The organism is Arthrobacter sp. JCM 19049 (genome assembly GCF_001310435.1).
In genome coordinates this window covers 1-13,025 of the sequence record NZ_BAXF01000035.1, presented here as the reverse complement: position 1 = coordinate 13,025, position 13,025 = coordinate 1, and the positions used below count along the sequence as shown (strand labels likewise).

The 13,025-nt window shown below is 64.2% G+C and carries 4 protein-coding genes and 7 pseudogenes; all 11 read right to left on the bottom strand.

All coding sequences use genetic code 11. The annotated features are described in order from the left end of the window. Window positions 1-1,619 (bottom strand): annotated as a pseudogene (locus JCM19049_RS03345) (ABC transporter ATP-binding protein); the annotation flags it as partial. Beyond that, window positions 1,616-2,703 (bottom strand): annotated as a pseudogene (locus JCM19049_RS03340) (ABC transporter permease). The pseudogenes JCM19049_RS03345 and JCM19049_RS03340, both read right to left, overlap by 4 nt. 106 nt (window positions 2,704-2,809) lie before the next feature. Beyond that, a pseudogene (locus JCM19049_RS23095) lies at window positions 2,810-4,325 on the bottom strand (ABC transporter permease). A 141-nt stretch (window positions 4,326-4,466) separates the two neighbouring features. After that, window positions 4,467-5,869: pseudogene (locus tag JCM19049_RS03330) on the bottom strand (ABC transporter substrate-binding protein). Between the two features lie 14 nt (window positions 5,870-5,883). Further along, on the bottom strand, window positions 5,884-6,321 hold the full coding sequence (locus JCM19049_RS22150) for a hypothetical protein (protein WP_306420664.1): 438 nt from the start codon (window positions 6,319-6,321) through the stop codon (window positions 5,884-5,886). A 394-nt stretch (window positions 6,322-6,715) separates the two neighbouring features. Next, window positions 6,716-8,344, bottom strand: a pseudogene (locus tag JCM19049_RS03325) (ABC transporter ATP-binding protein). Then, window positions 8,337-9,320 carry an ABC transporter permease gene (locus JCM19049_RS03320; protein ID WP_054820799.1) on the bottom strand — a complete coding sequence of 328 codons (984 nt, stop codon included), beginning with the start codon at window positions 9,318-9,320 and terminating at the stop codon, window positions 8,337-8,339. The pseudogene JCM19049_RS03325 and the gene JCM19049_RS03320 overlap by 8 nt, the downstream one beginning before the upstream one ends. A gap of 31 nt (window positions 9,321-9,351) precedes the next feature. Then, window positions 9,352-10,275: pseudogene (locus tag JCM19049_RS03315) on the bottom strand (ABC transporter permease). A gap of 183 nt (window positions 10,276-10,458) precedes the next feature. Next, on the bottom strand, window positions 10,459-12,057 hold the full coding sequence (locus JCM19049_RS03310; protein WP_306420663.1) for an ABC transporter substrate-binding protein: 1,599 nt from the start codon (window positions 12,055-12,057) through the stop codon (window positions 10,459-10,461). 242 nt (window positions 12,058-12,299) lie between these two features. Further along, window positions 12,300-12,644, bottom strand: a complete 345-nt coding sequence (locus JCM19049_RS03305) for a 2-oxo acid dehydrogenase subunit E2 (RefSeq protein WP_279402372.1) — start codon at window positions 12,642-12,644, stop codon at window positions 12,300-12,302. Window positions 12,645-12,711: 67 nt separating this feature from the next. Further along, window positions 12,712-12,947: pseudogene (locus JCM19049_RS03300) on the bottom strand (2-oxo acid dehydrogenase subunit E2); the annotation flags it as partial. Between the last annotated feature and the right edge of the window lie 78 nt (window positions 12,948-13,025).

Genomic DNA, 13,025 nt, shown 5'->3' with positions numbered 1-13,025 from the left:
GCCGCGGCCAACAGGCGGCGGGTGTAGTCATGCTGCGGGGCGTGCAGCACATCGGTGACCCGGCCCTGCTCCACCGCCTTGCCGTTTTGCATGACCACCACCGAATCGGCCAGCATGTCCACCACCGCCAGGTCGTGGCTGACGAACAGGCAGGCGAAGTTGAAGTCGCGCTGCAGATCCTGCAGCATCTCCAGCACCACGGCCTGTACCGAGACGTCCAGCGCACTGGTCGGCTCGTCCGCGATCAGCAGCTGCGGGCTGAGCGTCAGCGCCCGGGCGATGCAGATGCGCTGGCGCTGCCCTCCGGAGAGCTCGTGCGGGTAGCGGTTGATCACGTTGCGCGGCAGCTTCACCGCGTCCAGCAGCTCCTGGGCGCGCTTGATCCGCGAGGCCTTGTTCCCCACCTTGTGCACCACCATCGGCTCGGTGATGCACTCACCGATCGGGAAGCGCGGGTTCAGGGAGGCGGCCGGGTCCTGGAAGATCACCCCAATGGACTTGCGCACCTCCCGGGCCTGGCGCGGGGAGAGCTTGGGCAGGTTGTTGCCCTGCACCAGCAGGCTGCCCTCGGCGACCGGCAGCAGGCCGAGCACCGCCTTGGCCACCGTGGATTTGCCCGAACCGGACTCCCCCACGATGCCCAGCACCTCACCCTTGGCGATGTCGAAGGAAACCCCCTCCACCGCCCGGTACTTGGTGCCGCGCATGTCGTACTCCAGGACCAGGTCCTTGGCCTCCAGCACCAGTTCCCGCCCGGGTTGGGCGCCCTGGCTGGCGTGGGTTTCCGCCGCGTGCGCGCCGGTACCGTTCAGCGAGAATTCGCGCAGCTTGGGCACGGCGGCCAGCAGCCGTTGCGTGTATTCGTGGCGGGGGCTGAGCAGCACCTGGTGCACGGTCCCGGTTTCCACCAGGTTTCCCTGGAACATCACCGCGACCCGGTCGGCCATGTCCGCGACCACGCCCATGTTGTGGGTGATCAGCAGGATGCCGGTGTTCAGCCGGTCCTTCAGTTCGCGCAGCAAGTCCAGGATTTCGGCCTGCACGGTCACATCCAGCGCCGTGGTCGGCTCGTCGGCGATGATCACCTTCGGGTCGCAGGAAATCGCCATGGCGATGACGATGCGCTGGCGCTGGCCGCCGGAGAACTGGTGCGGGTACTGGCGGATACGGCGTTCGGGGTCCGGGATCCCCACCATGCTCAGCAGTTCCACCGCCCGGGCGGTCGCCTCTTTGCCGTAGGCGATTCCGTGCAGTTCCAGCGCCTCGGTCAACTGGCGCTCAACGGTGAGCACCGGGTTCAGGGCCGTCATCGGCTCCTGGAAGACCATGGCGATGTCGGTGGCGCGCATCTTGCGGATCCGCCCCTGGTCCAGGCCCACCACGTTGACGTTGCCACCCGGGCCGCTCCGCTCACGTTCGCGTTGCCCGGCAGCAGCCCATGGCGGCGGTGGAGGTGACCGACTTGCCCGAACCGGACTCGCCGACCAGCGCCACCACTTCCCCGGGACGCACCTCAAGGCTCAGCCCTTCACCGCATGCACGTCACGGCTCTCGGTTTCGAAGGTGACCTTCAGGTCCTTGAAGCTCAGTGCGTAGTTTTCGCTCGTCTCGGTGCTCATGCCTGCTCCTTCCGGATCGTCAGCGACAGTCGGCGGCGGCGTGCCCTAAAGGTCTGGCGCGGGTCGAACGCGTCGCGCAGCCCGTCACCGAGGAAGTTCACGCTCAATGCGATGGCCACGATGATCATGCCCGGCCACCAGAACAGCCACGGGCGGGAGGTGAACGCGTTCTGGTATTGGCTGATCAACAGGCCCAGCGAGGACTCGGGCGCCTTGACCCCGAAGCCCAGGAAGGACAACGAGGACTCAAGCAGGATCGCCCCGGCAATCGCGAAGGTCGCGTTGACCACGATCACCCCGATGGTGTTGGGCAGCAGGTGCTTGAAGACCACCCGGCCGGTCTTGGAGCCCATGGCCTGGGCGGCGGCGACGTACTCGCGTTCCCGCAGGAGAGCACCTCGCCGCGCACCAGGCGGGCCAGGCCCGTCCAGGTCACCAGGCCCAGCACCAGGGCCAGGGTGATGATCGAACCGGAGGAGGCGCCGGCCATTTGGCCGAGCACGGCGGCCAGCACCAGCAGCGGGATCACGATGAACAGATCGGTCAAGCGCATCAGCACCTCATCGACCCACCCGCGGAAGTAGCCGGCGATCGCGCCGACGATCGAGCCGATGAAGGTGGAGACCAGGCCCACCACCACGCCGATGATGATGGACTTCTGGGTCCCGTTCATCACCAGCGCGAAGTAGTCCTTGCCAATTGAATCCTGCCCGAACGGGTGCTCCCCGATCTGGATGCCGGAGCCACCCAGCCAGGTGGGCAGCAGGCTCATCGTCGGCTTGCCGCCGTTGACGACTTCTCCGGCATTCAGGTAGGACTGGCCCCACCAGCCGGGAATCGGTCCGTAGCCGATGGAGGTGAACGCCACGACGGTAATGAGGATCAGCACCGCGGAGGAGATCATGGCCGGACGGTGGCGCATGAAGCGTTCCAGGACAATGCGTCCCTGGCTCTTGGACTGCTCGTCGTTGCGGGAGAGCTTGGCGTCCTCCACCTCGGCGATCGAGGTGAGGTTTTGCTCCAGCGGATCCTCAATGGGCTCGCTGCCATGCAGCTGCTCGCCGGTGGTCACGTCATCCGGCATCGGTTCGCGCGGCAGGGAGCCCTGACGCTCGGTGTCATTGGTGTTGCTCATGGTGTGTCCTTCGGTGTCCCACCCTGAATTTCTATGCTTTGCCATCTGATCCGTCCTATACGCGAATGCGCGGGTCAAGCAGCGCGTAGACGATGTCGGCCAGCAGGTTGAACAGGATCGCGGCGGTGCCGGTGACCAGGAAGAAGGCCATCACCGGGTTCGGGTCCACGGCACGCAGCCCGGTGGTGAACATTTCGCCCATGCCCTTCCAGCCGAACACGGTTTCGGTGATCACCGCGCCGCCGATCAGTCCGGCGAAGTCGAAGGCCGCGATGGTGGCGATCGGGATCAGCGCGTTGCGGAAGGCGTGACGGAAGATCACGGTGCGTTCGGCCAGGCCCTTGGAGCGCGCGGTGCGGATGTAATCCTGCTGCTGCACCTCAAGCATCGAGGAGCGGGTGTAGCGCGAGTAGCTGGCCAGGGAAATGATCGCCAGCAGGATGGTGGGCAGCAGCAGCTGGGTACCGTTGTCCAGGAAGTGGTCCCAGAACCCGCCCTCCAGGTTCGGAGTCGAGGAGCCGATCGTGGAAATGGGGCGGGACTTGATCTTCATGAATCCCGGCCAGGCGCGGAACAGGTGTCGATCACGGTCAGTGCGGCACCGGTGAAGCCCACCAGCATGCTGACGCTCATCGCCGCCTTGCGCAGCCGCCCGCCCATCATCCGGCCAATGACGGCCGGCAGGGCCAGGGCCAGGATCAGGCCCAGCAGCAGGACCCAGACGTTGGGTTCCAGCAGCAGGTTGAAGCTGGCGTAGTAGATCACCAGCACCAGGCGGTGGTGATCAGTGCCGGGTACAGGACGCGGCGTTCCTTCAGGCCCACGCTCATGGCGGTGGCGCTGAGCGCCACCAGCCCGGTGAGCACCACGATGACCGCCGGCCCCATCTGCGGGTAGCGGTAGAAGTTCAGCCACAGGGAGTACTGCAGCATCAGCGGCACGAACACGGCGGTGATAACCAGGGTCAGTCCCCGGCGCTTGAGCGAGCCGCCCAGCAGCATTTGCAGGATCACACCGGCGATGATGCCGATCAGTATGGAGGTGCCCAGCGTGATGTGGGGCGCGGCGATCCAGTTGTTGAATTCGATGGCCATGTAGTTCTTCAGCAGCACCGCGGCCCAGAAGACCGGCAGGGAGAAGAAGAGGAAGGTCAGGAAGGTGACCAGGTAGTCCAGGCCCGAGTACTGGCGGACCGCGGTCAGCACACCGATGGCGATGCCGACGATGGCCGCGATGATGGTGGCCAGCACCACCAGTCGCAGGGTCGAGGAGGCGGCGTTGGACAGCAGTCCGGAGACCTCGATGCCGTTGATGTTCCGGCCCAGGTCACATTGCCCGATCAGGCAGCGGGAGGCACCGGCAAGCCAGCCCAGGTACCGGCCGTACCAGGGTTGGTCCAGCTCCATGTACTCGATGCGCTGCTGCATGAGGAATTCGCGGTTGTCGGCGTTGGACTCCCGAAGATCGCCCAGGGGGTCACCGGAATTGATGACCAGGATGTACAGCAGCAGTGAGGCGCCCAGCAGCACGCCCAGGGCGGAGGCCAGTCGCTTGAGGATGTATTTCAGCACGGTGTGTTTACCTACTCTCTACGGCACCGTGAACGCTGTGGGCAGCCGGTGGGCTGGCCGCGGGCATGCTGTGGGGCCCGACCGATGGGTCGGGCCCCACAGGCGTTCAGCGGTTGGAGTCAGCTAGCGGTCCGGGGACTGCTACTCTGCTCGCACCCACTGTTCGGCGTTCCAAACAATGCCGCTCTGGGTGGCGGTGAAGCGGACGTTGTCGATGTCGGAGCTGGCGGCGTTCAGACCCGGGTGGGCGAACAGCGGGATACCGTACAGCTCATCCCACAGCAGCTTTTCGATCTTCTTGGTCTGCTCCAGGTGCACGGCCGGGTCCAGCGATCCGGCCAGGGTCTCCCAAGCCTGGTCAACTTCCTTGTTGGAGAACTTGCCGTAGTTCTGCGGCTTGCCGGTGGAGTAGATGTTCTGGCCCGAGGAGATCTGGCCGGAGCCGGCCCAGGCGAACAGTGCTACCTCGTAGTCACCACGCTCCTGGGTACCGCCCGGGGCGAAGAACTGCGGATCACCGGCGTCCTCGACCTTGAAGCCCGCCTTGTCACAGGAGGACTTGATCGCTGCCACCTCGTTGGTGCGGCGTTCGTTCGGCGAGGAGTAGCCGATGCGCACCTTGGTGCCCACCGCGTCGTTGTCCTCCAGGATCTTCTTGGCCCCGTCAACGTCCACCTCGTCGTAGCGGCCGTCATAGGCTGCGTCGACCACTTCCTGGTAGTTCTCCTGGAAGGGGAAGACCTCGCGCAGGTTCATCACCTTGGCGTCCGGGTTCAGCGGCTTGATCAGGTTGTCCACGATTTCCTGGCGCGGAACACACATGGCGAAGGCCTTGCGCAGTTCCGGATCGGTCATCGCGTTGCCATCACGGAAGTTGAAGTCCAGGTGCTCCCAGGTCAAGGTGTCACCCGTCAACACGGTTACCGAATCCCCCAAGGCTTCCAGCTGGGTCAGGGTGTCCACGGTGGGCTGCGGAGCAATGACGTTCAGGTCCTGGTTCTCCAGCGACTGCACCATGGTGTTGTCGGCGGAGAAGCGGAAGGTGATGTTCTTGGTCGCTGCCGGAGTGCCGTAGTAGTTCTCGTTGGCCACCAGGTCACCGACTCACCGGCCTGCCAGCTGTCCAGCTTGTAGGGGCCGGAGGACGGGATCAGTGCCTCGTCGGGCAGCTTGCCCGGGTCGGTGTTCCATCCGGTGTTCCAGAACTCGGCGGCCTTCTTCAGCGCCTTGCCGTCGCCGTTGCGCACGGCCTCCACCATTTCCTCGGTGGACATGCCGCCCTGCTTGGCGACCACGTGGGCCGGGCTGACCATCCAGGTCTGGATTTCCCAGTCCGGATCCGGGGCCTTGAAGGTCACGGTGAACTTCTTGCTGTCCGGTTCGCCTTCAGGGCCCTTGGGGACGGTGTCACCCAGGTCCTGGGAAACCGAGTCGAACAGGGCCTTGTCCCCGTCCTTCAGGTTCGGGTTCTGGATGGCCCAGGCCAGCACCGCGTCCGCGGTGGTGATCGGGGTGCCATCGGACCACTTGGCGTCATCGGAGATGGTGTACTCGATGGTCAGCGGGTCGTCGCTGACCTTCTCGTAGGATCCAGGTCCTCGTTGGCGTAGATCTTTCCATCGGTGCCGAAGTAGGAGAAGCCCGAGACCAGGCGGTCGGTGATGGCCGAGTTGTAGGTCGAGTAGGTCTGCGGAGTGAAGCCGTTGTAGCTAATGAACTCCGGTGCACCCACGCTGACGGTGATGGTGTCGTCCTTGGTGGTGATGTCACCCAGGTCGGCCAGGCCGGTGGTGCTGGCGTCGCCGCCGCCTCCGCCGTTCTGGGTCGCCGACCCGCTTTCCTGCGGTGCATCGGATCCACCGGTGCACAGGCCGACATGGTAAAGGCCAAAGCAGCGCCCAGCGCTACGGCCTTCGAAACGCGTTGAAAGCGCATTTCGCCTCCTTGAGATGATCGAGCAAACGGTGAAGAACCCTCGGTTCCATGTGGAATACATCACACGATGGATTCCGTTGAGCAATAGACTAGCGGGTTTTTGGGTCCTTGGATATAAAAAGAGCGCTTCAGATTCCGCGTGAGCCAGCTCTCGTAACGAGGGGTTATGCGCCATAGTTACCCACCCGTATCGTGATGCGGCTCTCATATCCGCGAGAACTCAAGGAACTCTTTCACATTGGGAAAATTCAATGGGAACGCGTTAGGATGCGCCCAACCTCAAGGAATTGCTTTATAACATTTTTGCAACATCTGCTTCAGGAGGTAAGAATCCGAAGCATTTCCTGAATTTGCGTCTTGAACGACGAAAACAGGCGCCGCCGATCCCAGATGGGATCGGTGGCGCCTGTTCGTGACGGAGCCCGCGCACCGCGGGCCCGCGGCCCTGGCTGCGGCTAGATCAGGGTCGCCCCCGGGATCGCGCCGAGCAGGTTGCGGGTGTACTCGGTCTTGGCATCGTTGAAGATGTCATCGGCCGTGCCTGTTCAACGATCTGCCGCGCTCCATGACGCAGACGTGGTCGGCGATCTGGCGCACCACCGCCAGGTCGTGGGTAATGAACAGGTAGGTCAGCCCCAGCTCGCGCTGCAGCTCATCGAGCAGCTCCAGCACCTGGGCCTGGACCAGCACGTCCAGGGCCGAGACGGCCTCGTCGCACACGATCATCTCCGGCTGCAGGGCCAGGGCACGGGCGATGGCGATGCGCTGGCGCTGGCCGCCGGAGAGCTCATTCGGGAAGCGGTGCATGGTCGAGGCCGGCATCGAGACCTGGTCCAGCAGTTCCTTCACCCGCTTCTGCCGGCTGGCCGAGTTGCCGATCCCGTGGATGCGCAACGGTTCCTCGATGGTGCGGTAGATCGAGAACATCGGGTCCAGGGACCCGTAGGGGTCCTGGAAGATGGGCTGGACCCGGCGACGGAACTTGAACAGTTCCTTCTCGCTGAGCTTGCCCATCTTCTCACCGTCGAATTCGATCTCCCCGCTGGTCGGCTCCAGCAGGTTCAGCACCATCTGGGCGATGGTGGACTTGCCCGACCCGGATTCGCCCACCACTGCGGTGGTGGTGCCGCGTGGGATCGAGAAGGAGACCTTGTCCACCGCGGTGAACTTGTCCTTGCGCCCAAAACCGCGGCGGATATCGAAGACCTTGGTCAGGTCCGTGATCTTCAGCAGCTCATCCTTCGCCTTGGCTCCCGCCCCCTCGGAGGGGTCCACCCGCTGGCTGGCCAGGGATGGGGCCTTGGCGATCAGGCGCTTGGTGTACGGGTGCTGCGGATTGCGCAGCAGCTCCAGGGCCGGGCCGGATTCAACCACCCGCCCCTTGTACATCACCACGACCTTCTCGGCGCGTTCGGCGGCCAGGCCCAGGTCGTGGGTGATCAGCAGCACCGCGGTGCCCAGTTCGCTGGTCATGGTGTCCAGGTGATCCAGGATCTGCTGCTGCACGGTCACGTCCAGCGCGCTGGTCGGTTCATCGGCGATCAGCAGCCGCGGACGGCAGGCCAGGCCAATGGCGATCAGGCACGCTGGCGCATGCCGCCGGAGAACTCGTGCGGGTACTGCCCGGCACGGGTTTCCGGGTCCGGCAGCCCGGCGTCGGCCAGCACTTGGGAGACCCGTTCCTTCGGGTTCTTCCCGGCCAGGCCGTTGGCCTTGAGCGTCTCGCGCACCTGGAAGCCGATCTTCCACACCGGGTTCAGGTTGCTCATCGGGTCCTGCGGGACCATGCCGATCTGGTTGCCGCGCAGCTGCACGAAGCGCTTCTCGCTGGCCTGGGCAATGTCCTCCCCATCGAAGAGGATCTGCCCCGAGGAGACCTTGCCGTTGCCCGGCAGCAGGCCGATGGCCGACAGCGCGGTGGTGGACTTGCCCGAACCGGACTCGCCCACGATTGCCACGGTCTCCCCCGGCATGACGGTCAGGTTGGCATCGCGTACCGCGTGCACCGGCCCGTCCGGGGTGGAGAAGGTGATGGCCAGGTCCTTGATTTCCAGCAGCGGCTGCGGAGTTTGGGTCTCAGCCATGACTAGGCCCCTTCCGGGACTTGGGATCCAGCGCATCACGCACGGCATCGCCGAGCATGATGAAGCTGAGCACGGTGGCGGAGAGGAACAGTGCGGGCCAGAACAGCACCCACGGGTTGTTGCGCAGCTGGGTCTGGGCTGCGGCGATATCGTTACCCCAGCTCATCACGTCCGGCGGCAGGCCAATGCCCAGGAAGGACAGCGTCGCCTCGGCCACGATGTAGATTCCTAGGTTCACGGTCGCGATCACGATGATCGGGGCCAGCGAGTTCGGGATCACGTGCTTGACCAGGGCGCTGAACTTGGACAGGCCCAGGGCCCGGGAGGCCTTCACGTAGTCGGCCGCGCGCGATTCGATAACCGCACCGCGGGCGATGCGGGCCACCTGCGGCCAGCCGAAGATCGTCAAGGTCACGATCACCGTCCACACGCTCTTGTTCTCGCGGAACGCCGGCAGCTGCATCACGATGATGGCGCCCAGGATCAGCGGCAGGGCGAAGAAGATGTCACCGATGCGGGCCAAGACCGCATCCAGCCAGCCACCGTAGTAGCCGGCCAGCGCGCCAATGGAACCACCGATGATCACCACGAAGATCGTGGTCATCACGCCCACCAGCAGGGAGGCCCGGGTGCCGTAGATGACGCGGGAGTAGATGTCGCAGCCCTGGAAGTTGAAGCCCATGGGGTGACCTTCGGTGGCCGGGGAGTTGGAGTTCATCAGATCGCACTGCAGCGGGTCGTTGCCGGTGAGCACCCCGGGCAGCGCGGCGACGAACAGCACCGCCAAAATCATGATGACCGAGATGATGAACAGCGGCTGCTTGCGCAGCGAACGCCAGGCCTCGGCCCACATGGACAGCGGCTTGCTGGTTTCCTCCACCGCGTCCACGGCCTTCAGCGGCGTTTCGTCCAGCGGGGCGACGTAGTGCGGGATGTGGTACTTGGAGACCTTCCCGGCCCGGCGGTTGGGTTCCATGCCGCCGGAGGCATTAGTTGGTGTGATGTTCTCAGGCATAACGGATCCTCGGGTCAAGCAGGGCGTAGAGCAGGTCAACGATCAGGTTGGCGAGCACGAACACGATCACCAGCACCCCGACCACGGCCACCACGGTGGGCGTTTCGCCCTTCTGGATCGCCTGGTAGAGCAGGTGGCCCACCCCGGGCACGTTGAAGATGCCCTCGGTGACGATCGCGCCGCCCATCAGGCACCGAGGTCGGCGCCAGGTAGGTGACCACTGGGATCAGCGAGTTGCGCAGGATGTGCACGGTGATCACGCGGTTGCGGCTCAGCCCCTTGGCGGTGGCGGTGCGCACGTAGTCGGCCTGCTTGTTCTCAATGATCGAGGTACGGGTCAGGCGCAGCACGTAGGCGAAGGACACCAGGCCCAGCACCACGGCCGGCAGGATCAGCTCATCCCAGCGCGCGCCCCCGGAAACGGTTGGCTTGGCCCACTGCAGTTGCACGCCCACCACGTACTGCAGCACGAAGCCCAGCACGAAGGTCGGCACGGCGATCACGATCAGCGAGGCGATCAGCACGGTGGAGTCGAAGATCTTGCCCTTGCGCATCCCGGCGATGACGCCGAAGATGATGCCAAAGACCGATTCGATGGCCAGGGCCATCACGGCCAGGCGCGCGGTGACCGGGAAGGCCCGGGCCAGCACGTCGCGCACTTCCTGGCCGGAGAAGGTGGTGCCCAAGTCGAAGGTCACCAGGCTCTTGAGGTACAGGGCATACTGCACCCAGAACGGCTTGTCCAGGTTGTACTGGGCGCGCAGGGCGGACTCTACCGCCGGGGACATCGGCTTACCGCCGGACAGCGCCTGGATGGGGTCACCAGGGTCGCGAAGACCAGGAAGTAGACCAGCAGGGTGGCACCGAGGAACACCGGTATCAGCTGCAGGAACCTTCGTAGCGTAAATGTAATCATGCTGGGTCTCACTCCATGATGCGGTAGGGCACTGGGCCATTGTCTTTCCTCATTTCCGTCGGATATTGCCGGACGCGCAAGCTTGGTGAAGTGACACGTCAAAGGGAGACCCACACGCAGGAGGGTCTCCCTTCGCCGTGCACAAGCACCCGAACCGCTTCCACGGCTCAGGCCACTCGCAAATTACTTGCCGGTGATCTCGTAGTAGAGCGGCACGCCGTTCCACCCGAATTCGACGTTGGAGACGTTGTCGCTCCAGCCGCCCTGGACTGCCTGGTACCACAGCGGGATGGCCGGCAGGTCCTTGAACAGGATCTCCTGGGCTTCGTTGAAGATCTTCGCGCCGTCCTCGGGGGTCTTGGCAGCCAAGCCCTCCGAGAGCTTCTGGTCGAATTCCTTCGAGGAGTAGTCGCCGTCGTTCGAGCCGGCGCCGGTGCCGTACAGGGCTCCGAGGAAGTTGTACAGCGACGGGTAGTCGGCCTGCCAGCCGGTGCGGAAGCCGCCCTTCATGTCCTTGGCGGTGACCTTGTCACGCAGGGCCTTGAAGGAGGTGAACGGCTCCGGAGTGGCGTCGATGCCCAGGTTGTTCTTGATCTGGTTCACCACGGCCTCAACGTATTCCTTGTTGCCGGCACCGTCGACGTTGTAACCGATGGACAGCGAAGCGCCAGACCATTCATTGATCTTGTTCGCTTCCTCCCACAGCTTCTTGGCTTCGTCCACGTTGAACTCCAGCACCTCGCTGCCCGGAATCGAGTCCGAGTAGCCTTCCAGGACCGGGGCGGTGAATTCCTTGGCGATGACCTTGTTGCCGAAGTAGATCTTGTCGATGATCTGCTGGCGGTCGATCGCGCGGGAAATCGCCTGGCGACGCAGGTTGCCTTCCTCGTCCTGGCCAAAGTGGTCGATGTAGTTCGGGATGGTGATGGTCGCGTTGCCGGCGTACGGCGAGTTGACCGAACGGTCCCCGAGGTCATCCTGGAACTGCGCCAATGCGCTTGGCGGCACCTGGTCCAGCACGTCGAGGTTGTTCGACAGCAGGTCCTGGTAGGCCGACTCGGTGGACTGGTAGACCTTGAAGTCGATGCCGGCGTTCTGCGCCTTGCGCGGACCGTCGTAGCTCTCGTTCGGCTCCAGCTTCAGGTTGACGTCGTGGTTCCACTCGGTCAGCTTGTACGGGCCGTTGCCAACCGGCTTCTCACCGAAGGCCTTCGGGTCGTCATACGCGGCCTCCGGCAGCGGGTAGAAGGCGGTGTAGCCCAGGCGCAGCGGGAAGTCGGACTCCGGCTGGCTCAGTTCCACGGTGAAGGTGTGGTCGTCCACAACCTTCAGCCCTTCCATCTCGTCGGTCTTCGCGTCCTTCTTGATGACCTCGTCGTAGCCCTTGATGGACTCGAAGAAGTAGGAGTTCAGCTGCGCGTTCTTCGCTGCGGCGCCAAAGTTCCAGGCGTCGACGAAGGATGCCGCGGTCACCGGGGAACCATCGGAGAAGGTCTGGCCTTCCTTGATCTTGATGGTGTAGTTCTGCGAGTCCTCGGTCTCGATCGACTCGGCGATCTCGTTGACGACCTTGCCGTCAGCGTCGTAGCTGACCAGGCCGGTGAAGATCATGTCCATGATGCGGCCGCCACCAACTTCGTTGGTGTTGGCCGGCAGCAGGCCGTTCTGCGGTTCGGTGGTATTAGCGCTAATGACCTTCGAGGTGTCGCCGCCGCCCTCAGCGGATCCGTTGCCACCTTCGTCGGACGAGCCACCACCGCAAGCGGTTAGGGTTAGCGCCAAGCCGCGGACAGCGCCAGCGCCTTGGATGCCTGCGAGTATCGCATCCTATTTCTCCTCAACTTTGAGTTGCAGTTCGCTACAACGAACAGTCTGTGTGCCACGGCACTAGTGAGCCGCAGCACTAGTGAAAGACGTTACAGCAAACATTCCGAAACAACTAATGAACATTCACATATTTTGCGGATTGTTATCCGCCTGATATGCACACATGGGAAAATGGTGGCAGCCTCACGGTCCCACGATTATCTGAAAAGGTTGATCAGCCCCGGATTTTCCAGCACCCCTCCGAGGTCCGCGAGGAACTGGCTGCCCTCCTTGCCGTCGATCAGCCGGTGGTCGAAGGACAGCGCTAGCGTGGTCGTGTGGCGCAGCGCCAGCTCGTCCCGGTACTCCCACGGACGGCGCTTGATCTGCCCCGCGGCGAGGATTGCCGCTTGACCCGGCGGCAAGATGGGTGTTCCGGCATCCACGCCGAAGACTCCCACGTTCGTGAGTGAGAACGTACCGCCGCTGAGCTGCGCCGGGGATAGCGTCCCGGCCCGGCCCTGTTCGATGATGCCCGACAGCGCCTCGGCCAGCTCGCCCAGTGACAGACCGCTGCGCGGCTGGCACCACCGGAACCAGCAGTCCCCGGTCGGTGGACACCGCCATCCCCAGGTTCACCGAGCCGCGTTCGATGATCTGCCGTTCTCCCCATCCCAACTGGCGTTGATGGAGCGGTGGGTGGCCAGCAGCCGGGTGCTGACCAGCGCCAGCAGGGTCGTGAAGTTCACGTGCTTCCCCCGCAGGCTCGGGTGCTGCTTGAGCTGCTCGATCAGTTCAAGGCTCGCTGTGACATCCACGGTCAAGAACTCGGTGACGTGCGGGGCGCTGAAGGCGGAGTCGACCATCGCCTTGGCCGTCGCGCGGCGCACCGCACTGATCTTCACCACCCGGTCCTCGTCCTGCGCCGCGGGCGAGGGCGTGGG